Origin of the sequence: Halobaculum sp. EA56 (assembly GCF_051195075.1) — an archaeon.
GTDB lineage: Archaea > Halobacteriota > Halobacteria > Halobacteriales > Haloferacaceae > Halobaculum.
The window spans coordinates 1-19,856 of record NZ_JBNTJX010000012.1 but is presented as its reverse complement, the minus strand read 5'-3'; the positions used below and the strand labels follow the sequence as shown (position 1 = coordinate 19,856).

21 protein-coding genes are annotated in these 19,856 nt (G+C 72.9%); 10 read left to right on the top strand and 11 right to left on the bottom strand.

Annotated elements, in window-relative coordinates:
* Window positions 1-45 precede the first annotated feature (45 nt).
* A complete protein-coding gene (locus ACQUQ1_RS16735; protein WP_435065442.1) occupies window positions 46-1,224 on the bottom strand; it encodes a Cdc6/Cdc18 family protein in 1,179 nt (392 codons plus the stop codon).
* Window positions 1,225-1,503: 279 nt separating this feature from the next.
* On the opposite strand from ACQUQ1_RS16735, the gene glpK reads away from it, so the two are divergent.
* The 3 genes from glpK to ACQUQ1_RS16720 all read left to right on the top strand — a co-directional run bounded on the left by glpK (window position 1,504) and on the right by ACQUQ1_RS16720 (window position 4,955).
* Entirely contained in the window at window positions 1,504-3,036 is a 1,533-nt protein-coding gene (gene glpK, locus ACQUQ1_RS16730) for a glycerol kinase GlpK (RefSeq protein WP_435065441.1), read from the top strand.
* A 3-nt stretch (window positions 3,037-3,039) separates the two neighbouring features.
* Window positions 3,040-4,119: a hypothetical protein gene (locus ACQUQ1_RS16725; protein ID WP_435065440.1), complete on the top strand. Its 1,080-nt coding sequence runs from the start codon at window positions 3,040-3,042 to the stop codon at window positions 4,117-4,119.
* A gap of 110 nt (window positions 4,120-4,229) precedes the next feature.
* On the top strand, window positions 4,230-4,955 hold the full coding sequence (locus ACQUQ1_RS16720) for a competence/damage-inducible protein A (protein WP_435065439.1): 726 nt from the start codon (window positions 4,230-4,232) through the stop codon (window positions 4,953-4,955).
* Window positions 4,956-4,965: 10 nt separating this feature from the next.
* Here the strand turns inward: ACQUQ1_RS16720 and ACQUQ1_RS16715 are convergent, their stop codons facing one another.
* The 4 genes from ACQUQ1_RS16715 to ACQUQ1_RS16700 form a co-directional block, all read right to left on the bottom strand.
* Window positions 4,966-6,108, bottom strand: a complete 1,143-nt coding sequence (locus ACQUQ1_RS16715) for a sensor histidine kinase (protein ID WP_435065438.1) — start codon at window positions 6,106-6,108, stop codon at window positions 4,966-4,968.
* Window positions 6,109-6,213: 105 nt separating this feature from the next.
* Window positions 6,214-6,342, bottom strand: coding sequence for a hypothetical protein (locus ACQUQ1_RS16710; RefSeq protein ID WP_435065437.1), 129 nt, complete (start codon window positions 6,340-6,342; stop codon window positions 6,214-6,216).
* Window positions 6,343-6,465: 123 nt separating this feature from the next.
* Window positions 6,466-7,293 (bottom strand): 5'/3'-nucleotidase SurE, encoded by an 828-nt coding sequence (gene surE / locus ACQUQ1_RS16705; RefSeq protein ID WP_435065436.1) that lies wholly within the window; start codon window positions 7,291-7,293, stop codon window positions 6,466-6,468.
* A 143-nt stretch (window positions 7,294-7,436) separates the two neighbouring features.
* Window positions 7,437-7,817, bottom strand: a complete 381-nt coding sequence (locus tag ACQUQ1_RS16700; RefSeq protein ID WP_435065435.1) for a PRC-barrel domain-containing protein — start codon at window positions 7,815-7,817, stop codon at window positions 7,437-7,439.
* A gap of 114 nt (window positions 7,818-7,931) precedes the next feature.
* Between ACQUQ1_RS16700 and ACQUQ1_RS16695 the strand changes: the two genes are divergently transcribed.
* Together ACQUQ1_RS16695 and ACQUQ1_RS16690 are read left to right on the top strand one after the other, a co-directional pair.
* The gene (locus ACQUQ1_RS16695) at window positions 7,932-8,252 is read left to right on the top strand and encodes a DUF5798 family protein (RefSeq protein ID WP_435065434.1); all 321 of its coding nucleotides are present in this window, start codon (window positions 7,932-7,934) and stop codon (window positions 8,250-8,252) included.
* Between the two features lie 158 nt (window positions 8,253-8,410).
* Window positions 8,411-9,391, top strand: a complete 981-nt coding sequence (locus tag ACQUQ1_RS16690) for a PLP-dependent cysteine synthase family protein (protein WP_435065433.1) — start codon at window positions 8,411-8,413, stop codon at window positions 9,389-9,391.
* A gap of 85 nt (window positions 9,392-9,476) precedes the next feature.
* On the opposite strand, the gene ACQUQ1_RS16685 is transcribed toward ACQUQ1_RS16690, so the two are convergent.
* From ACQUQ1_RS16685 to ACQUQ1_RS16675, 3 genes are all read right to left on the bottom strand, one after another.
* Complete coding sequence (locus ACQUQ1_RS16685; protein WP_435065432.1) at window positions 9,477-9,887, bottom strand: DUF4112 domain-containing protein; 411 nt, start codon at window positions 9,885-9,887, stop codon at window positions 9,477-9,479.
* Window positions 9,887-10,165 carry a UPF0058 family protein gene (locus ACQUQ1_RS16680; RefSeq protein WP_435065431.1) on the bottom strand — a complete coding sequence of 93 codons (279 nt, stop codon included), beginning with the start codon at window positions 10,163-10,165 and terminating at the stop codon, window positions 9,887-9,889. The genes ACQUQ1_RS16685 and ACQUQ1_RS16680 overlap by 1 nt, the downstream gene beginning before the upstream one ends.
* A 125-nt stretch (window positions 10,166-10,290) precedes the next feature.
* Window positions 10,291-10,506: a ribbon-helix-helix domain-containing protein gene (locus ACQUQ1_RS16675; protein WP_284030803.1), complete on the bottom strand. Its 216-nt coding sequence runs from the start codon at window positions 10,504-10,506 to the stop codon at window positions 10,291-10,293.
* Between the two features lie 236 nt (window positions 10,507-10,742).
* Between ACQUQ1_RS16675 and ACQUQ1_RS16670 the strand changes: the two genes are divergently transcribed.
* The 4 genes from ACQUQ1_RS16670 (at window position 10,743) to ACQUQ1_RS16655 (ending at window position 15,873) form a co-directional block, all read left to right on the top strand.
* Window positions 10,743-11,345 carry a sulfite oxidase-like oxidoreductase gene (locus ACQUQ1_RS16670; protein ID WP_435065430.1) on the top strand — a complete coding sequence of 201 codons (603 nt, stop codon included), beginning with the start codon at window positions 10,743-10,745 and terminating at the stop codon, window positions 11,343-11,345.
* A 300-nt stretch (window positions 11,346-11,645) separates the two neighbouring features.
* On the top strand, window positions 11,646-13,001 hold the full coding sequence (locus ACQUQ1_RS16665) for an isochorismate synthase (protein ID WP_435065429.1): 1,356 nt from the start codon (window positions 11,646-11,648) through the stop codon (window positions 12,999-13,001).
* A 73-nt stretch (window positions 13,002-13,074) separates the two neighbouring features.
* Complete coding sequence (locus tag ACQUQ1_RS16660; protein WP_435065428.1) at window positions 13,075-13,836, top strand: M24 family metallopeptidase; 762 nt, start codon at window positions 13,075-13,077, stop codon at window positions 13,834-13,836.
* A gap of 336 nt (window positions 13,837-14,172) precedes the next feature.
* Complete coding sequence (locus tag ACQUQ1_RS16655) at window positions 14,173-15,873, top strand: rhomboid family intramembrane serine protease (RefSeq protein WP_435065427.1); 1,701 nt, start codon at window positions 14,173-14,175, stop codon at window positions 15,871-15,873.
* 95 nt (window positions 15,874-15,968) lie between these two features.
* Here ACQUQ1_RS16655 and ACQUQ1_RS16650 read toward each other — a convergent pair whose 3' ends face one another.
* Together ACQUQ1_RS16650 and ACQUQ1_RS16645 are read right to left on the bottom strand one after the other, a co-directional pair.
* Window positions 15,969-16,694: an METTL5 family protein gene (locus ACQUQ1_RS16650; RefSeq protein ID WP_435065426.1), complete on the bottom strand. Its 726-nt coding sequence runs from the start codon at window positions 16,692-16,694 to the stop codon at window positions 15,969-15,971.
* Window positions 16,695-16,697: 3 nt separating this feature from the next.
* Window positions 16,698-17,093, bottom strand: coding sequence for a hypothetical protein (locus ACQUQ1_RS16645; protein ID WP_435065425.1), 396 nt, complete (start codon window positions 17,091-17,093; stop codon window positions 16,698-16,700).
* Window positions 17,094-17,432: 339 nt separating this feature from the next.
* On the opposite strand from ACQUQ1_RS16645, the gene ACQUQ1_RS16640 reads away from it, so the two are divergent.
* Complete coding sequence (locus ACQUQ1_RS16640) at window positions 17,433-18,389, top strand: transcription initiation factor IIB (protein WP_435065424.1); 957 nt, start codon at window positions 17,433-17,435, stop codon at window positions 18,387-18,389.
* A 121-nt stretch (window positions 18,390-18,510) separates the two neighbouring features.
* Here the strand turns inward: ACQUQ1_RS16640 and ACQUQ1_RS16635 are convergent.
* A partial coding sequence (locus tag ACQUQ1_RS16635) for a flippase activity-associated protein Agl23 (RefSeq protein WP_435065423.1) occupies window positions 18,511-19,856 on the bottom strand: 1,346 nt, incomplete at its 5' end.

Sequence of the window (19,856 nt, the reverse complement as noted above, 5' to 3'; positions counted from 1 at the left end):
CCATAGTGAACGTAGATAACAGACGGCCGAAAGGTACGGGCGCAGTCAGGCGGTGACCTCGTCCACGCGGCGCCTGACGAGCCGGCGGAACGCCAGCGTCGGGAACCGGGGGTCCACGCGGCTCGGGGGCCGTCCGGGCCCGTCGGCGTCGTCGAGGCGGACGCGCTCGACGATCCCAGTCTCCGCGAGCTCGTAGAGGAACCGCTCCACCGTCGAGGCCGTCAGGTCGACGCGGTCGGCGATCCGGGCGGCGCAGTCGCCCACGGGCGCGCGCTCGGCCGGATCGAGGTCGACCAGACACGCCAGCGTCCGCACCCGGTTCGTCGGGAGCGCGAGCACGCGCCCGAGCGGCACGCACGGCCACGGGACCGCCGCCATGCCGGCCTCGACGGCCTCGTCGTCGAGCGCGCCGTCGCCGTCCGCGGAGGCCGCCTCGACCGCCCCCAGGAGCGCCGAGAGGGCGACGCCGGCGTCGCCCTCGGCCCACTCCGCGAGGCGCCGGACGGCCCCGTGCGCGAGCGCGCCCTGGCCGAGGCCGGCGTCCGCGCGGGCCGCGACCAGGTCCGTGAGCGCCGCCCGCGAGTACGGCTCCACCTCGACGGTCGCCGCGTCGTCGGGCACGCCCACCTCGTCCGGGTCGGCGCGGCCGACGGCGAGCCAGGCGAAGGTCCCCTCGACCGCGTCGAGTCGCTCCGCCACCGTCGGCACGTCCACCGTCTCGGGCTCGCCCGCGTGGTCGGCGACGACCACGACCGGGCCCGCCCCGCGCACGCGCCGCTCCAGGCGCTCGTGGAGCTCGTCGGTGCCCACGCCCCGCCGGGGGACGGACTCGGCCGTCAGCGCGTCCAGCACCGCGTGGGAGAACTCGAACGCCGAGTCGGCCGCCCGGAGGTCCACCCGGACGAACGAGACGCCGGGCGCGCTCGCCCCGCGGGTGGTCGTGTACAGCGCGTCGCCCGTCGAGGGGAGCGTCTCCGCGAGCCGGTCGACGAGCGACACGGTCACGGCCGACTTGCCCGTCCCGCCCGGCCCGTACAGGTAGCCGTTCGGCGGCGCGCGACCGTCGAACACCGGGTCGAGGTGGTCGAGCAGCCGCTCGATCAGCGGCCCCCGCCCGATCGGCTCCTCGGGGTGCCACACCGGACTCAACGGCTCCTCGTCGAGCACGAGGCGGTGGCGGTCACCGGTGCGCTGTCGACGTGCGATGCGGTCCTCGATGTCCATGGGTCGTGGGTGTCGGCCGACGCGGCGGTCGGCTCGACGCGGTCGGTACGCCGCCTACGGGGGCGGGGGTTATACTCGGCCCGGTTTCCGAACGGCCGCGTCGGGGGCGCTCCCGCGACGGGACGCCCGCGGGGGCCGGTTCGGCGTCGGTCGACGGGTGGGGTCGGCCCATTGTTTACTGTTGGTACCCCATGCGTCAGTAACGTTTATAATAGTTCACTATGTTGTGTGGTGGCAAGGGAGCTCGCGGGAGCGAGACCCGGCACGGAGGACACACGAATGGAAGACACGTACGTCGGCGCTATCGACCAGGGAACGACCGGGACGCGGTTCATGGTGTTCGACCACGGCGGGCAGGTGGTCGCGAACGCGTACCGGAAACACGAGCAGATCTATCCGGAGCCCGGGTGGGTCGAACACGACCCCACGGAGATCTGGGAGAACACCCAGGAGGTCGTCACGGCCGGCCTCGACGAGGCCGGCCTCGACGCGACCCAGCTGGAGGCGCTGGGGATCACCAACCAGCGCGAGACCACCGTGGTGTGGGACGCCGAGACCGGCAGGCCCGTCCACAACGCGCTGGTCTGGCAGGACCGCCGGACGACCGACCGGGTCGAGGAACTGCAGGAGGAGGACAAGGTCGAGTGGATCCGCGGGAAGACCGGCCTGGAGGCGGACGCGTACTTCTCGGCGACGAAGACCGAGTGGATCCTCGACAACGCCGAGCCGCTGAAGCTGCAGGCCTCCCGCGGCGAGGACGTCCGCGACCGCGCCGAGAACGGCGAACTCCTGATGGGGACGATCGACAGCTGGCTGATCTACAACCTCACGGGCAACCACATCACGGACGTGACGAACGCCTCGCGGACGATGCTGTACAACATCCGCGACCTGGAGTGGGACGACGAGCTCCTCGACGAGTTCGGGGTCCCGGCGTCCATGCTCCCGGAGGTCCGCCCCTCCTCGGACGAGGCGCTGTACGGCCACACGGACGCCGACGGCTTCCTCGGGGCGGAGATCCCGGTCGCGGGCGCCCTCGGCGACCAGCAGGCGGCGATGTTCGGGCAGACGTGCTTCGACGCGGGCGACGCGAAGAACACCTACGGCACGGGCTCGTTCTACCTGATGAACACGGGCAACGAGGCCGTCGAGTCCGACCACGGCCTGCTCACCACCATCGGCTTCCAGCTGTCCGGCGAGCCCGTCCAGTACGCGCTGGAGGGAGCGATCTTCATCACCGGCGCCGCCATCGAGTGGCTCGAGGACGTCGACCTCATCAACAACGCCGCACAGACGGCGGAGCTGGCCCGGTCGGTGGACTCGACCGACGGCGTCTACATGGTCCCGGCGTTCACGGGGCTGGGCGCCCCCCACTGGGACGGCCGCGCCCGCGGCACCATCGTCGGGATGACCCGCGGCACGCGCAAGGAGCACATCGTCCGGGCGACGCTGGAGTCGATCGCCTACCAGACCCGCGACGTGGCCGAGGCGATGGAGGCCGACTCCGGCGTCGAGACCACGACCCTGCGCGTCGACGGCGGCGCGGTGAAGAACAACTTCCTGTGTCAGCTCCAGTCGGACATCATCCAGACGGACATCGCCCGGCCGGAGGTCGACGAGACCACCGCGCTCGGCTCCGCCTACGCCGCCGGCCTCGCGGTCGGCTACTGGGACACCGTCGACGAGCTGCGGGAGAACTGGCAGGTCGACCGCGAGTTCTCCCCCGAGCGGGAGAGCGAGGAGGTGGACAAGCTGTACGACCGCTGGGGCGACGCCGTCGAGAAGTCGCTCGACTGGGCCAGGGAGGACTGACCGATGTACGACGTACTCCTGCAGGTACCGCTGCTCGGCATGGAGTGGGAGACGTTCCTGCTCCTGTTCATCACCGCGCTCGCCGGCGGCGCGTTCGGCGCCGCCATCGGCGCGCTCCCGGCGTTCATCTTCACGGGATTCGTCGTCTTCCTCGGCGAGGGGCTGGCGATCCTCCAGCGCGAGATCGGCACGCTCCCGGGGGTCAACGCCGGCGAGCTCGCCGCCGGAGTGACCGGCGTGATCGGGTTCGGCGCGGTCACCGGCCCGCACATCGCCTTCGCCGGCGGCGTCGCCGCCTCGGCGTACGCCGGCAAGAAGTACCCCGAGATGGAGCCCGACGGGTGGGACTACCACTTCGGGAAGAACATCCTGTACGCGTTCGGCACCAAGCCGGACATCCTCGCGGTGGGCGCCGTCTTCGGCCTCCTCGGCATGCTCATCAACCGGGTCGGCGCCGCGGTCGGCACGCCGACCGACACCATCGCGCTGTCGGTCGTCCTCACCGCGGTGATCGCGCGCGTCGCCTTCGGGTACCCGATCGTCGGCCGGCCGGCCGGCAAGGGCATCCTCGACATGACGCCGTTCGAGCGCGAGGAGCCCCGCGCGGCCGCCGCCGACGGCGGCGAGGTTCCCGAGGAGCACGAGGGACGGCTCGCCACCGAGCCGTGGCTCCCCCACCAGTACAAGTGGAGCGGCGTCGCCGCGATCGGTCTCGTCGGCGGGATCCTCGGCGGCTACATCTGGATCCAGACGGGGAGCATCTTCCTCGGCTACGCCATCTCGGCGATGAGCCTGCTGTTCCTGCAGCTCGGCGTCGAGAAGATCCCGGTGACCCACCACATCACGCTCATCGGCGCCGTCGGCGCGGTCGTGATCGCCCCGGTCGCCGGGAGCGTCGTCGCGCTGCTGGCGGCCGGCGCCTTCGGCGCGGTCAGCGGCCTGCTGGGCGAGGTGACCCAGCGGATCATGTACGCCCACTCGGGCACCCACGTCGACCCGCCCGCGATGGCCATCGCCATCGCGATGCTGGTCGTCGCGGTGCTGGCGTTCCTCGGAGTGTTACCCAACGCCGGGTACCTCTGAGGCCGCCCGAGTCGCTTCACGGCACGGACTTCCTCCCCGGGCGTCCGAGCCCGATCGCGCGTCGGTTCCCGCCGCCGAACTTATCACCGCGAGTCACCTCCCACACGTCGATGAAGGTCGCACTCGTCACCGTCGGCGACGAACTCCTCGCGGGCGACACGGTGAACACGAACGCCTCGTGGCTCGCCGAGCGCCTGACTGCCCGGGGGGTCGCCGTCGAGCGCGTGACGACCGTCCCCGACCGCGTCGAGGACATCGCGAGCGTGGTGGGCGAGTACCGCGACGCCTACGACGCCGTGCTCGTCACCGGCGGCGTCGGCCCGACCCACGACGACGTGACGATGGACGGCGTCGCCGCCGCCGTCGGCGTCGACCTGGCGGCCAGCGACGAGGCGCTGACGTACCTCACCGAGCACGGCGGCTACGCGGCCGACGACCTCACCGAGGGGACCACCCACGTCCCGGCCGGCGCGCGCGTCATCCACAACGAGGAGGGGGTCGCCCCCGGGTGCGTGATCGACTCGGTGTACGTGTTCCCGGGCGTCCCCGCCGAGATGCACGCGATGTTCGAGTCCGTCGCCGACGAGTTCGCCGGCGACGAGCCCCACGTCGCCACCGTCGAGACGAGCGAGCCCGAGTCGCGCCTGCTCGACCGCCTGGCGGCGGTTCGGGAGCGCTACGACGTCGCCGTCGGCTCCTATCCGGGGGAACACGTCCGCGTGAAGTTCACGGGCACCGACGAGGCGCTCGTGCGGGAGGCGGCCGCGTGGTTCCGCGAGCGCGTCGAGGGCGTCGAGGCGGAGGGCGACGGCGCCGTCCCGACTGACGAGCGCTGATCGAAGGTGGTCAGTCGTCGACGGGATCGACGCCGACGATCTCGAACCGGGCGCCGCCGTCGGTCCCCTCGGTCACCGATATCTCCCAGCCGTGGGCGGAGACGACCTGCTGGATGATCGTGAGCCCCAGTCCGGTGCCGTCCTCATCGGTCGTGTACCCGTCGTCGAACACCCGGTCGGCGTCCTCCGCCGGGATCCCGGGGCCGTCGTCCTCCACGTAGATCCCGGAGCCGTCGTCGAGGTCGCCGACCCGAACCGTTACCTCGGGGCCCGCGTGCTCGATCGCGTTGCGGAAGAGGTTCTCGAACACCTGCTGGAGCCGGCTCCAGTCGCCCATGACGGTGCGGTCGGTGTCGACCGCCAGCGTCGCCGACTCCCCGTTCACGACCGACCAACAGGTCCGTACGAGCTCCCCGAGGTCGACCGCCTCGCGCTCGCCGATCGTCTTCCCCTCGCGGGCGAGAAACAGCAGGTCGTCGATCAGCGTCTCCATCCGGTCGACCGCGTCCCGACAGCGGCGGAAGTGCTCGGGGTCGCCCGTCTCCTCGGCCAGCCGGAGGTAGCCGTCGAGGATGCCGAGTGGGTTCCGGATGTCGTGGGAGACGACGCGGGTGAACTCCTCCAGCTCGTCCCGCTGGCGCTGCATCCGTTCGGTCGCCCGCGTCTGGAACAGCTCGTACCCGACCCACTGCGCCATCAGCTCCACGAACGTCTCCTCGGCCTCGGAGAACGGCCGGTCGCGTTCCTCTGAGTCGGCGAAGCAGAAGGTGCCGTACACCTCACGGTTCACGACGACCTTGGCGCCGATGTACGCCTCGAGCCCGAACTCCTCGTAGGCGGCGTCGTTCTCCCACCCCTCCACGCTCGCGTTCTGGACGGTCAGCGCCCGATCCATGTCGATGGTGCGCCGACAGTACGCCTTCGAGAGCGGACAGCTCCGCCCGGCCTGCAGCTTCTCGTGGTCGCCCACGGCGTCGACGATCTCCTGTGTGTCGTCGCTGATCTCGGTGAGGAACCCGGTCTCCACGCGGAGATACGTGCGACCCAGCTCCAACAGCTCCGGGAGCTTCTGCTCGAAGGTGCGTTCCTGCTCGGCGGTGGTCCGATACATCCGCCGAAGCGCCTCGTCCTCCGACAGATCGGTTCTACTCATCGCGGATCACGGTTCGATTGGAGGACCACGGTGGCGGGCTCAGATAAAACGTCCGCCGCGGGCGGCCGGGAGTCGGCGGTCCGGTCGCGTCGGCCGGGGGCCACCCTACCGGTAGAGGTACGCCAGCCAGCCGACGACGATCAGGAGACTGACGACCAGCACGACGCCCGCGACGAGCGTCGTCGGGAGCGCGACCTCCGAGCCGGACTCGGCGACGAGCGGAAGCGGATTCATGCCCGAGGCTGGGACCGACCGGCGTATAAACGTGTATATCCCCGCCGGCGATGGGTCGGAGCCGGTCGGCTCCACGCGGCTGGTCCCCCCGAGCACACGGCTCGCTCCGCCGCCGGTCCCGGCTCAGTCGTCGTCCGTCCGCGCGACGGCGTCCGGGTCGTAGCCGTCCGCGAGGGCGTCGAGCGCCTCGTGGTGGCGGGTGGTGTGCGGCGCCGTCAGCGGCGACACCGAGACGCGGCCCTCGACGACGGCGCGGCGGTCCGTGCCGACGGGGTCGGGGATGTCGCCCTCCAGCATCCGGTCCCACGTCCGGTCGATCAGGTCCACGTGGTCGCCGTCGTGCTCGGCGCCCATGTCGTACAGCGTCGACGGCCGCGTGACCTCCATCCGCGTCGGCGCCTCGCCGTCCCCGGTCCAGGGCGCGTTCACGTTCAGGTAGTCGGCCTCCGCGAACACGCCGGCCTCGGGCGCCCGACGGACGAGGTAGCGGGCCGCCGACGCCGCCTCCCGGTAGTCCGCGGGGTCGCTCGCCTTCTCGCGCCAGTCGTCGCCGCTCCCCCCGGGCACGTACAGCGAGACGGCGATCGCCGGGACGCCGAAGAACGCCGCCTCGACGGCGGCGGAGACGGTGCCGGAGCGCCCGAGGACGTACGCCCCGATGTTCGCGCCCTTGTTGCAGCCTGCGACGACGATGTCGGCGTCGGGACACAGCGACCCCAGTCCCGCGACCGTGCAGTCGGCGGGCGTGCCCTCGATGACGTACCCGAGGTCGTGCTCGCGCACCGCCACCCGTCGCGAGAGCGTTCGCCCCACCGCCGACTGGTCGTCCGCCGGGGCGACCGCGATCACCTCGCACACCGCGTCGAGGGCGTCGTACAGCGCGCGAAACCCCGGGCTCTCGATGCCGTCGTCGTTCGTCAGGAGGACGCGGGGCCCGTCGCCGGAACTCATTGTGTCCGCCTGGGCCGGCGGCTCCAAAAACGCGCCGCTTGCGCGGGGACCCCGCCCCGCCCGCGGCATCGGGACCGGCCGACCGTCGGACGGCCGGAATCGGCTCCGGTCCGGTCCGTCGGGTCGCCCCGCGGGTGGCCCGCTCAGACGATCGGGTCGCCGTCGTCGGTCTCCGAGGGCCCGCCCTCGCTCGACGGCGGCGCCCCCGCCGGGCCCGCCTCGTCCGACGCCGCGGGGCCGTCGTCGCGCGATCCCGGGAGCGGGAGGGCGGCCTCGCTCGCGGCGGCCCGGAGGACGACCACGTCGTTGACCCCCCGCACGAGGCGGAACGGGACCCGGACGCCCGCCGCGCCCGACGGGAGCCCGCCGACGGTCCCCTCGGCGACGTCCGAGAGCGCGAGTTCGACCGGGGTCTCCCCATCCAGGTCGACGACGACGTCGGTCACCCGGCCGACGCGCGCGCCGTCCGCGGTGTACACCTCCTTGTCCGCGAGCGCGGTGACGGGGACGGGCTCGGATGGCATGTCGACCGAACGCTTCGCCGCCTGTCACTTAATCCCTTCCGGCGTCGGGTCGACCCGGCCCGCGCGACCGTCGCGGACCGCAACGCACAGGGGCGGCGGCCGAGACACGCCGGTATGGGACTCGGAAGCACGGCCAAGAAGCTCCAGACGGTCGCCGACCTCGCCGAGAAGCTGTACGCGAAGGTCAACGAGATCCGCGAGCGCGTGGAGTCGATGCAGGAGGGCGTCCGGAACACCGAGGAGCGCGTCGGGACGCTGGAGCGCGACCTCGCCGAACAGCGGGCGGTCGTCGAGGCGCTGGCCGAGGCGGAGGGGATCGACGTGGACGCCGTCCTCGAGGACGCCGACCTCCCCGCCGCCGACGCCGACGGCGACGGCGGAACGGACGCGGCCGGGACGGAGACGACGGCCGCCGAGGACACGGGCGACACCTGACCGGGGCCGCTCCGCCCCGCGCCCGGGTCACGCCGCACGCGGTGACCCGTGCTGTAACCGCTCAGCCCGCCCCGAACCGGGGGCCGCCGCGACCCCGCCGGCCCCGTCGGCGGTTTCGGATAGAAAGATACGTGTTCGTCGGCAATCGTTGCCAGGGTATGACCACGCACCGCGAGCCCCTCGACTCCGTGCTGGAGACGGTCGGGGAGACGCCGCTCGTCCGGGTCCACGCCGCGCCCGAGGGGGTGCCGGTGTACGCGAAGCTGGAGTCGTTCAACCCCGGCGCGTCGGTGAAGGACCGCATCGGGAAGTACATGCTCGAACGGATGCTGGAGGAGGGGACCATCTCCCCGGGCGGGACGGTGATCGAGCCGACCGCCGGCAACACCGGAATCGGCTTCGCGGTCGCGGCGGGCCAGCTCGACGTGAACGCGGTGTTCGTCGTCCCCGAGCGCTTCAGCGTCGAGAAGCAGCAGCTCATGCGCGCGCTCGGCGCCGAGGTGGTGAACACGCCCAGCGAGGACGGCATGAGCCGGGCCATCGAGCGCGCCCACGAGCTCGCGGCGGAGCTCGACGACGCCGTCGTCCCGCAGCAGTTCCGGAACCCCCTGAACGCGGAGGCGCACTACGCGACGACCGGGCCGGAGGTGTTCGACGCGCTCGACGGCGAGGTCGGCGCGATCGTCGCGGGCATGGGCACCGGCGGGACGCTGATGGGGATGGCCGACTACGCCCGCGACCGGGGCTCGGAGGCCCGGATCGTCGGCGTCCAGCCCGAGGGGTCGACGTACGGCGAGCTCCTCGGCGAGGACCCCGAGGAGGCCGAGTACAAGACCGAGGGGATCGGCACCCACGACGTGTCGACGAACGAGCTGGTCGACCCGGAGACGCTGGACGACCTGAAGACGATCCCCGACCGCGCGGTCCACGAGGAGATGGCGCGGCTCGCCCGCGAGGAGGGGCAGCTGGTCGCCTCCAGCGCGGCCGCGAACTCCCTGGCGGCGATCGAGGTGGCCGAGGAGATCCGCGACGGCGACGTGGACGCGCCCCACGACACGGTGGTCACGGTGTTCGCCGACTCCAGCGAGCGCTACCTCTCGAAGGGCGTGTACCGGGACTTCGAGGAGTGGACGGGGTAGCCGGCGGCGTCGCTCCGGCGCGGAGCCGGGCCCGCCGGGAGCGATCGCGGCGGTGACAGCGAGTAGACGACCCGCGCGTCCGCGTTCACTCGCCCCGCGCGAGGTCGCGTTCGAGCGCGCGGACGTTCCGGCGGTTGAGCTTCACGACCGCGTCGAGGGCGTCCCCCACGACCGGGACGGAGCCGACGGCGAGGTCGACGGCGACGGACACGAGCATCACGGCGAGCGTCCGGCGGCGCGCGCCCAGCCGGTACGCCTCCCAGACGACGACGAGCGCGAGCAGCGTCGCCAGGACGTCGCCGACGACGGGGACCAGCCCCGCGAGCGCGTCGACGCCGACGCGGTAGCGGACCACGGGGAGTTCGACGGCGTCGTCGAGCAGCCGGGCGACGCCGCGGGCGCGCCTGAGGCGGCGGGCGTCCGCCCGCGTCGACGCGAGCGTCTCGGCGGGGAGTTCCGCGAACGTCGTCGCCTCCGACGCGCCCCGCCCGGGCATCAGAGCTTGGACTCGGCGTCGTCGGCCAGTTCCTCCATGCGCTTGCCGACGCGGCCGGCGTTGGAGAACTCGTCCTCGGACATCGCGTTCGCGAGCGCGTTGCCGAGCACGAAGACGGCGTGTTTGTGCTCGCTCTTCGACTTGTGGACGTGGGAGGGGTCGACGTCGAGTTCGTGGTACGGCTCGAACAGCCCCTCGTCCACCTCCTCGCGGGCGGAGAAGTGCTCCATGATGGTCACCATCTGCTCGTGGAGTTCGAGGAGTTCGTCCTTGTGCATACGCGCCGCTTGGCCGTTCTACGGGTTAAGCGTTGTTCGTGTCGCACTCGCACGGCCCGCGAGCCGGCCGGAACACGGGGCGACGGGGGCGACTACGGGACCGGGGGACCGGCGCGCCCGGGCGGTCAGAAGACGTACTCGTCCTCGTGGCCCATCATCCCGTCGTCCTCGAAGCCGGGCTCCGCCTCGCTGTCCTGCGGTCCGCTCGTCTTGTACGCCTTCATCCCGGTTGAGATCAGCTCCTCGATCGCCTCCTCCCGGTTGACGAACTCGCCCTGCTCGACCATCTGGGCGATCTGCATCTCGAGGTGCTCCGGGACCGTGATCTCGACTTTCGGCATCTACGCGGGGCTTGACGGACGTGCTATTTAAAACCTGCGGGGGTTCTTTGCGAGTGTAGAAAGTGATATTTTGCTTCCGCGTTGTTCGCTTCCGTCGAGAGCAATATCCTTGTTCGTATCCCGAATTCCGACGGCGCCCTCGTCGGCGCCGTAGCGGTCGACCGCCGTTCGGCGGGGGCGTCGCGCACGCCGCCGGAGCCGACAGTCTCAGGTGAGCGCGGCGGCTTTCTCGCACCATGAGCAGCGACGTGTCCGACCGGACGGACCTCTACGAGGAGTTCTCGGACGAGCGACTCCCGCCGGGCCAGCGCAAGACCGACCGGTTCCCGGTCCTCTCGAAGTCGGGGACGCCCGACTGGAACCGCGACGACTGGCGCTTCGAGGTGTGGGGCGCCGTCGAGGAGGACCTGACGTTCACGTACGACGAGTTCCGCGACCTCCCGGCGGAGACGCAGCGGCAGGACTTCCACTGCGTCACCGGCTGGTCGAAGTTCGACTGCGAGTTCACCGGCGTCCCCTTCCCCGACGTCGCCGAGCTCGCCGGCGTCCGCGACGACGCCGAGTGGGTCATGTTCCACGCGCTCGACGGCTACACCACCGACCTGCCGCTGTCGGAGTGCGACCGCGAGGAGGTCATGTTCGTCTACGACTACGACGGCGACCGGCTCCCCGACGACCACGGCGGCCCGCTCCGGGTCGTCACGCCCCACAAGTACGCGTACAAGGGCGCCAAGTGGGTGACCGGCGTCGAGTTCCTCACCGAACCCGAGCGGGGCTACTGGGAGAAGCGGGGGTACTCGGACACCGCCAACCCCTGGAACGAGGAGCGGTACAGCTAGAGCGAGACGCGAGCGAAGCGAGCGTCTCGGCTGACGGCGGCGAGGTCCCCGTGCCGAGCCGCCCAAAAAGAAAGCGAGGTCGAGCGAAGCGAGACCTCGGAAGGTCGGCGGCGAGGTCTGCGCGGCCGAACAGCTGTGAGACCGCGACACCGAGCGGCGAGCGAAGCGAGCGTCTCGATGAACGGCGGAGCGGTCCTCGTGCCGCGCCGCCCAGAAAGCGAGCGAGGGCGGCCCCGGGGAGACGCCGGCGGGAGGTCCCGAACCAACGGCGTAAAGAGCGGCCCGCCCCTATCGCGTCCAATGAACCCGCCGGACGGCGAGGCGCGGGCCGCGCTCCGCCCCCACGCGGACGCGGCGCTCGTGAGTCGCAGTTGCGAGGTGGCGGACGTCTCGTTCGGCTCGTTCCTGGCGGCCGGGGACCGACACCGGGTCCACTGGGCCGCCCCCGACGGGCTGGAGGTCGTCGGCGGCGGCGCGGCCGCGCGGCTCGTCGCGGACGGCCCCGACCGGTTCGAGACCCTCCGGGAGAAGGCGGAGACCCTGTTCTCGACCGTCGACCACGAGGGTCCCGAGGCGACCCGCCCGCGGGTGTTCGGCGGGCTCGCGTTCGGACCCGACCACGACGCCGACGGGGTGTGGGCGGGCTTCCCGAGCGCCTCGTTCACGCTCCCGGCGGTCCAGCTCACCCGCGCCGACGACGGCACCTACCTCACCGTGACCCGCTACGGTCCGGACGCCGACGCCGAGGGGGCCGCCGACGCGCTGGCGGACGCCCGCGAGCGGCTGTCGGACCTCCCGATGATGCGCCCGCGCGGCGAGAAGCCCGGCGTCGAGCGCACCGAGTGGCTCGTCGACCGCGCGGAGTGGACCGAGCAGGTGGCCAGCGTCGTCGACCGCATCCGCGCGGGCGACCTCCGCAAGGCGGTGCTGGCGACCGCGCTCCGGGTGGAGCTGGCCGCCGAGATAGACATCCCCGACACGCTCGGTCGGCTCCGGCGCACCTACCCCGAGTGCTACCGCTTCCTCGTCCAGCCGACCGACGGGAACGGCTTCTTCGGCCCGCCGCCCGAGCGGCTCGTCCGCCGCGAGGGGGAGGTCGTCGAGACGGAGGCCCTGGCGGGGTCGATGCCCCGCGGCGACACGCCCGAGGCGGACGCCGAGTTCGCCCGCTCGCTGCTGGAGTCGGAGAAGCTCCAGCACGAGCAGCGCGTCGTCGTCGACACGGTCTGCGAGCAGCTGGACGCGTTCGGCACCGTCGGCGAGGGCGACCAGGGGGTCAGGAAGCTCACGAACATCCAGCACCTCCAGACGCCGATCACCGCGGTGCTCGACGACGAGGACACCCACGTCCTCGAGCTCGTCGAGGCGCTCCACCCCACGCCCGCCGTCGGCGGCCTCCCGCTCGACGCCGCACTGGCGACCATCCGCGAGACGGAGTCGTTCGACCGCGGCTGGTACGCCTCGCCGGTCGGCTGGTTCGACGGCGCCGGCGACGGCGAGTTCGCGGTCGGCATCCGCTCGGGCGTCGCCGGCGGGCGCGAGGCGACGCTGTTCGCCGGCAACGGCATCGTCGCCGACTCCGATCCCGACGACGAGTGGGACGAGCTCCAGCCGAAGGTCCGACCGATCATGGACGAACTCGAACGCGACGACTGAGGCGGGGCGCTCGGACCCGGCCGAACGACTAACTCCCGCCGCCGCGAGCGCCCGCGACCTCGGGGTCCACGAGGTGCACGCCTACGACGAGTCGATCGCCGACCGGCTCCGCGCGGTGCTCGACGGGATGGACGCCGAGCGCGTCGCGCTCAACTACGACCGCGACGACGTCGTCGCCGACAGCCTCTCGCACGGGCTGTTCCTGCGCCTGCGCGAGTCTCTCCCCGACCGCGAGTTCGTGCCGTCGGGCGACCTCGTCCGGCGCCTCCGCGGGGCGAAGTCCGAGACGGAGTTCGAGCGGATCCGGCGCGCCGCCGAGGCGACCGAGGAACTGCTCCAGACCGCGGCGGCGACGTGGACGCCCGAGACGACCGAACGCGAGTTCGTCGACTTCCTCCACGAGCGGATGCGCGAGCGCGGCCTCGACTCGGCGTGGGCGTGGGACTACTGCCCGACGGTCCACATGGGCGACCGGGAGGTGGGCCACACCCTCCCCGCGGACCACACCGTCGACGAGGGCGACCTCCTCCACGTCGACTTCGGCGTCCGCCGGGAGGGGTACGCCGCCGACATCCAGCGCCTGTGGGTACGCGGCGGGGCGAGCGAGGGCCTGCGCGCGGCGTTCCGGGACGTGCGCGCCGCCATCGACGCCGGCCACGGCGCGCTGGCGGCCGGCGCCGTCGGCCACGAGGTGGACACCGCCGCGCGCGCGGAGCTGACCGACCGCGGCTGGCCCGCCTTCGAGCACGCCTTCGGCCACCAGGTGGGCCGGGCCGCCCACGACGTTCACGAGAGCTCCGCTCTCGTGAGCCAATCAGAACGCGCCGCGTTCTGATGACGGGGGCACCCTGCTCGGGCCGGAGTGGGACCGATACGGCGAGGCCCCTCGCCACGAGGTCAGCCCGGGCGAGGTGTACACGATGGAGTTGGGCGTCGAGACGGAGTGGGGGTACGTCGGCCAGGAGGAGATGGTCCGCGTCACGGAGTCCGGCACCGAGCGGGTCGTGGCGCCACAGACCGCGCTCCGGACGCTGTGAGGCGAGGGACCGGGACCGGCGGACCGCTCCGCCGCCGCCGGCGTCGCCGCGGCCGGCCTCGTCGCCGGGCGCGCTCGCGTCGCGTCGCGGCACCACGGCGGCACGGTCAAGTACGACCCGGACACAGCGCCGGTGTGAACCTCACGCCGGACCTCGCGCTCGTCTCGCGCGCGGCGGTCGTCGCCGCGGCCGTCCTCGCGGTCGCGCTCACGGTCGCGCTGGACCGCCTCGCGGGCGCCGACCGCGGTCCGACCCTCCGGCGGCGGCTGGTCCTCGGCGTGCCGTGGGGGACGCTGACCGTCGCTGCGCTCGTCCTCGCGGTGTACCTGTTCGTCCAGGGCGGGTGGGACCACTGGTACCGCCCCGTCGTGCTGCCGTTCCGGGCGTGGTCGTACCTCGCGCCGCTCGGCGTCGCCGTCTCGGCGTTCGCCCACGCCGGGCCGGGCCACCTCCTCGGGAACCTGTTCGGCACGCTCGCGGTCGCGCCGCTCGTGGAGTACGCCGTCGGCCACTTCCCCCGACGCCGGGGGGCGTCGTCGTTCGGGTCCGCCCGGAGCAACCCCTTCGTCCGGGCGTTCGTGCTGTTCCCCGCGGCGGTCGTCGCCGCGGGGCTGTTCTCCGGCGCGTTCGCGCTCGGCCCGGTGATCGGCTTCTCGGGCGTCGTCTTCGCGTTCGTCGGCGCCGCGCTGCTGTATCGCCCGCTGGGCACGGTCGTCGCGCTGTCGGCGGCGGGCGCGCTCTCGACCGGCTACCGGGCGCTCGCGAACCCGGTCGTCGTCGCCTCGGGGCGGTCCGCCTACATCACGCCCTGGTGGGCCGACATCGCGATCCAGGGGCACGCGCTGGGCCTGCTCGTCGGGGTCCTGCTCGCCGCGTGGCTGGCGGCCGCCCGCGGCGACGACCTGCCGCGGCCGCGACGGCTCGCGCTCGGCGCCCTGCTCGTCGGCGTCGAGCAGTCGCTGTGGGCGGTGTACTGGTTCCGCGGCGGCGAGACGTTCGTCCTCTATCGGGGGATCGGGGTGGCCCTCGTCGCGCTGTCGGCGGTGCTGGTCGCCGCGCTCGCAGTCGGGCGGGGCGCCCCGCCCGCGGACTCGATCCGGGCGGCGCTCCGGTCGCTCACGCCGCGTCGGGGGTCGGTCGCCGTCCTCCTGGTCGTGCTCGCGGCGCTGTCGGGGCCGGCGCTGTTCGTGAACCTCGTGGCCGTCAGCGACGTGCCGCTGCCGGGCGACCCCGTCGAGGTGCGCGGCTACGCCGTCACCTACGCCGAGGACGTGGAGAACGGCATGGTGTCGGTCGTCGACGTGGAGGCGTTCGGCGAGACGACGAGCGTCAACACCTCGGGGGTGATCGTGCGCAACCCCGACCGCGGGGTGTGGACGACCGCCGTCTCGAAGGGGCGGCTCGCGTTCGCCGGGCGACAGCGGGTCGTCCTCGGCGGCGTCGGCTGGCGGGAGGTCGTCCTCGTCGAGCGCCGCGGGTGGACGACCGTCGGCGGCGACGGCCCCGCCTACCGCGTGACGCTCTCGTACGACGGGGAGACGCGGCTGGCGTTCCTGTCGAACGCCTCGCGCGCGGAGCCCCGGATCGAGGGCCGGGCCGTGTCGGTCGTCCCCACCGAGTCGGGCTTCGAACTGCTGGTCGTCGGGGGCAACCGGACCGCGCGGGCGCCGATCCCCGGGGCGAACGAGACGGTGACGGCCAACGGCCTCCGGTTCGAACGCGACGGCCGTGCGGTGTTCGCGCTCGCCGGCGAGGGGAACGCCTCGACCGGCAACGTCACCGGGACGCGGGTCAGGGTGGCGACGAGGGAACGGTACGGCGGGCGGAACGGGTGAGCAGCGACGCCCGCGGCCGGCGAACGTGGGGGTGCGGGACGGGGAGAGAACGCGGGACGAGGAAGGGAGCGGGACGGAGGGGCGTGCGACCCGTTTCAGTCGCCGCCGCGGTTCCACTCGATCCGGAACACCTCGGCGTCGATGTCGGCCGACTCGCTGGTCTGGTGGTCGTACGTCCGGTCGAGCGTGAGCGTCGCGGCGAACGCGTCGGTCACGCGGCCCCCCTCGTCGGCGGCGAACGCCTCGACGAACTCGCGGCTCCCCTCGTTGTGGACCGAGTAGGAGACGTCCGCGAGGTCCGCCACCGTCCCGAGGAACGCGCGGTCGGCGTGTTCGTTGCCCGCCTGGGCGCCGAATGGGGGGTTCATGATCGCCGTGACCCGGCCGGACTCCGCCGCGTCTGCGTCGTCGGCGTCTGCGTCGTCGGCGTCCGCGGCGTCGGAGCCGGCGGCGTCCGCGCCCCCGCGGACCAAGCGGTCGCGGGTCAGCGGCGGACGCGTCGCGTCGGCTTGCACCCAGTGGACCTCGGTCCGGGCGCCCACGCGGCGCTCGTTGGCGCGCGCGACTGCCAGCGCGCCGGCGTCGAGTTCGACGCCGACGACCCGGCGGGCGCCCCGGAGGGCGGCGCCGAGCGCGAACATGCCCGTGCCGGCGCCCAGGTCGAGGACGGTGCGGCCGGCCACGTCGCCGCGGAGGTCCGCGAGGTGGACGACGTGGGCGGCCACGTCGGCGGGCGTGGGGTACTGTTCGAGGCTGGCGGTCGGGTCGGCGAAGCCGGCGACGACCGCCAGTTCGCCCTCGAGCGCGCGACGGGTCGACACCGCCTACGCGTCGACCGGGCCGTCGACGGTCAGCGAGACGCCCTCGCGCTCGGCCCGCTCGGCGAGCGCCTCCAGCGCCGGCGTCACCTTCGTCTCGTCGCCCACGGCGTCGGCCTCGACGACGAGCTCGCCGGCGCCCAGGTGCCCGGCGGCCCGGACGAACGAGCGGAGGCGGTCGGCCTCCCGCTGCGTCTCGAAGGAACAGTCCGCGGAGAAGTCCGCCTCGACGCGCAGGCCGGCGGGGACGTACCCCTCCTCGGCCAGCGCCGCGCGCAGGTCGCGCAGGTCGGCCGGCGCCGTCGACTCCAGCGCGCCGGCGTCGATGGTCACCGGCTCCGCGTCCACCGGTTCCGCGGTGTCGACCGCCCGCCGGACGTGCGTGCTCGCGTGCGTGCTCATGGATCAACGACACACGCCGGTAATACAAAAGCGTTTGTAAATGCGCGATAGTTATTACCCTGGACGGAGGTACGCGGCGGCGCGGGCGAAGACGGTCGGGAACGGGAGGAGGGGCGACCTGCGTGCCGGGACGGGACGTTCGGCGACGACCGGTCCGAACCGGCGCGCGCGGCGGCGACGCGGCGGATCCCGGCCGCGAACTCCCGGGTGACATACCTATCGGTTCGTCGTTACCCCCTGTATCGCCCGTTCTCGCGCCATTCGGCGCCTCTGTACGCCGTCTCCCGGTTTCGCGGGGCGCAAAAGGTTTAAATACGAGCCGCGACAGAAGACTTATTAATGGAAGGTCCGAGCCGACAGCGACAGCGGGAGAGCGGCGAGTCGGAGAAGGAATCGGACGAGACACTCACGTGCCCGGAGTGTTCCAGCAGCGAGGTGGTGATGGACGCGGACCAGGGCGAGTTGGTCTGTGACGACTGCGGGCTGGTTCTGGACGAGCGCCAGATCGACCGCGGCCCGGAGTGGCGGGCGTTCAACCACTCCGAGCGGCAGTCGAAGTCCCGGGTGGGCGCCCCGGTGACCGAGACGATGCACGACAAGGGGCTGACGACCACCATCGACTGGAAGGACAAGGACGCCTACGGCCGGTCGATCAGCTCGGAGAAGCGGTCGCAGATGCACCGCCTGCGCAAGTGGCAAGAGCGCATCAGGACCAAGGACGCCGGCGAGCGCAACCTCCAGTTCGCCCTCTCGGAGATCGACCGCATGGCGAGCGCCCTCGGCGTCCCCCGCTCGGTACGCGAGGTCGCCTCCGTCATCTACCGACGGGCGCTCAAGGAGGACCTCATCCGGGGGCGCTCCATCGAGGGCGTCGCCACGGCGGCGCTGTACGCCGCCTGCCGACAGGAGGGCATCCCGCGGTCGCTCGACGAGGTCGCGGAGGTCTCCCGCGTCGAGCAGAAGGAGATCGGCCGGACCTACCGCTACATCTCCCAGGAACTCGGGCTGGAGCTGAAGCCGGTCGACCCCAAGCAGTTCGTCCCGCGCTTCGCCTCCGCGCTCGGCCTCAGCGAGGAGACGCAGGCGAAGGCGACGGAGATCATCGACGTGTCCGCCGAGCAGGGGCTGCTGTCGGGGAAGTCGCCGACGGGCTTCGCGGCCGCCGCCATCTACGCGGCCTCCCTGCTGTGCAACGAAAAGAAGACCCAGCGCGAGGTCGCCGACGTCGCCCAGGTCACCGAGGTCACCATCCGCAACCGCTACCAGGAGCAGATCGAGGCGATGGGCTTCCGCTGACGCGCGCCGCGGACAGTACCGTACTGCCGTCCCGAATCGGAATATCCTCCCGTCCACCCCGCCACCCTTCGTTCGACGCCCGCGTCGCCAGCGCAGGGGCCGTCCCCCCGCCCGGTTCGCCTCACTCCTCGACGAACACGACGACGCTGCGGTCCCACAGCCCCAGTTTCAGGTCGTACTGCCGGTAGCCGTCGAGGTTCTCGTTCACCGAGACGCGCCGGGCGGGCGTGGTAACGACGACCGGCGGCGCCGCCTCCCCGAACCGGCTCGCCGAGCGGACGCTCGTCACGTCCGCGTCCATCCGCTCGAAGTACCACTGCAGGGGGAGCCGCGCCCCCCACGCGTCCCGGTCGGCGGGCTCGACCGGCGGGAGCGCGTACTCCTGGCGGGTGTAGAAGCGGTCGCCGACGTAGGCCACGTCCGCGCCGGCGGCGCCGTCGTCGGCCGCGATCGCCGACCCGGCGGCCGCGAGCATCGGGTCCAGGTCCGAGGAGGGCTGGGCGAACTGCGCGAACTCCGAGTCCGGGGAGGGCTCGGCGTAGACCCCCGCGGCGGTGGCGCCGTAGCCCGCGACCCCGGCGGCGGCGACGAGCAGCACGGCCGCCAGCAGCGCCGGCTCCGCGGGCGCGGCCCGCGCGCGGAGCCCGCGGACGACCCACGCGAGCGCGACGGCGCCCGGGAGCGCGAGCAGCGGGACGACGTGGACGGCGGTCCACGGCTCCACGCCCATCGAGGCGATGGGGAACGCCAGCAGGCCGAAGCCGGCCGCGTAGCCGCCGAAGGCGACGACGCCCCGCGTTCCGGCGCGGTAGCGCTCGCGGAGGAAGCCGACGAGGCCGAGCGCGACGGCCGGCCACGCCGTCGCGAGCAGGGTGCGGACGTATCCCGCGACCGCCGGGATGAACGAGTTGCCGCGGGCGGGGGGCGCGAGCCGGTCGGCGAACCGGAGGGAGACGAACCGCTCGGGCGCCTCGACGAACGCGAACGACACCGCCGCCGGCAGCGTCGCCGGGTCCCACAGCCCCGGCCCCACGCCGCCGCCGCGGGGTGCGAACACGAGGAGGGCGACGCCGAGGAAGACGAACAGCGCCCGCGCCAGCGGCGTCGCGTTCCCGCGGAGCCACGCGGCGCCGGCGCCGAGGCGCTCGGCCGCCGCGGCGGGCGTTCCCCGGACGCGCGCCTCGTCGAGCGCGAGTCCGGCCGCCAGCAGCCACAGGGGGAGATACACGACGGCGAAGCCAGAGGAGCCGAGCGCGAGCGGGAGCGCGGCCGCCGACAGGTACAGCGGCCACCGGGCGCCCGTGTCGCGGTGGCGGACGGCGCCGCCGACGACGAGCAGGCCGAACCCGGCCGCGAGCACGTCGCCCCGGAGGAACCGCGAGTAGTACAGCAGCAGCGGCGACCCCGCCAGCAGGACCGCGAGGCCGACCGTCTCGTCGTCGCGGAGCGTCCCGCGGAACAGCAGCG

Bases quoted from the DNA above. Each gene is read 5' to 3' on its own strand.
- ACQUQ1_RS16735 (WP_435065442.1), bottom strand. From the start codon at position 1,224: ATGGACATCGAGGACCGCATCGCACGTCGACAGCGCACCGGTGACCGC.
- glpK (WP_435065441.1), top strand. From the start codon at position 1,504: ATGGAAGACACGTACGTCGGCGCTATCGACCAGGGAACGACCGGGACG.
- ACQUQ1_RS16725 (WP_435065440.1), top strand. From the start codon at position 3,040: ATGTACGACGTACTCCTGCAGGTACCGCTGCTCGGCATGGAGTGGGAG.
- ACQUQ1_RS16720 (WP_435065439.1), top strand. From the start codon at position 4,230: ATGAAGGTCGCACTCGTCACCGTCGGCGACGAACTCCTCGCGGGCGAC.
- ACQUQ1_RS16715 (WP_435065438.1), bottom strand. From the start codon at position 6,108: ATGAGTAGAACCGATCTGTCGGAGGACGAGGCGCTTCGGCGGATGTAT.
- ACQUQ1_RS16710 (WP_435065437.1), bottom strand. From the start codon at position 6,342: ATGAATCCGCTTCCGCTCGTCGCCGAGTCCGGCTCGGAGGTCGCGCTC.
- surE (WP_435065436.1), bottom strand. From the start codon at position 7,293: ATGAGTTCCGGCGACGGGCCCCGCGTCCTCCTGACGAACGACGACGGC.
- ACQUQ1_RS16700 (WP_435065435.1), bottom strand. From the start codon at position 7,817: ATGCCATCCGAGCCCGTCCCCGTCACCGCGCTCGCGGACAAGGAGGTG.
- ACQUQ1_RS16695 (WP_435065434.1), top strand. From the start codon at position 7,932: ATGGGACTCGGAAGCACGGCCAAGAAGCTCCAGACGGTCGCCGACCTC.
- ACQUQ1_RS16690 (WP_435065433.1), top strand. From the start codon at position 8,411: ATGACCACGCACCGCGAGCCCCTCGACTCCGTGCTGGAGACGGTCGGG.
- ACQUQ1_RS16685 (WP_435065432.1), bottom strand. From the start codon at position 9,887: ATGCCCGGGCGGGGCGCGTCGGAGGCGACGACGTTCGCGGAACTCCCC.
- ACQUQ1_RS16680 (WP_435065431.1), bottom strand. From the start codon at position 10,165: ATGCACAAGGACGAACTCCTCGAACTCCACGAGCAGATGGTGACCATC.
- ACQUQ1_RS16675 (WP_284030803.1), bottom strand. From the start codon at position 10,506: ATGCCGAAAGTCGAGATCACGGTCCCGGAGCACCTCGAGATGCAGATC.
- ACQUQ1_RS16670 (WP_435065430.1), top strand. From the start codon at position 10,743: ATGAGCAGCGACGTGTCCGACCGGACGGACCTCTACGAGGAGTTCTCG.
- ACQUQ1_RS16665 (WP_435065429.1), top strand. From the start codon at position 11,646: ATGAACCCGCCGGACGGCGAGGCGCGGGCCGCGCTCCGCCCCCACGCG.
- ACQUQ1_RS16645 (WP_435065425.1), bottom strand. From the start codon at position 17,093: ATGAGCACGCACGCGAGCACGCACGTCCGGCGGGCGGTCGACACCGCG.
- ACQUQ1_RS16640 (WP_435065424.1), top strand. From the start codon at position 17,433: ATGGAAGGTCCGAGCCGACAGCGACAGCGGGAGAGCGGCGAGTCGGAG.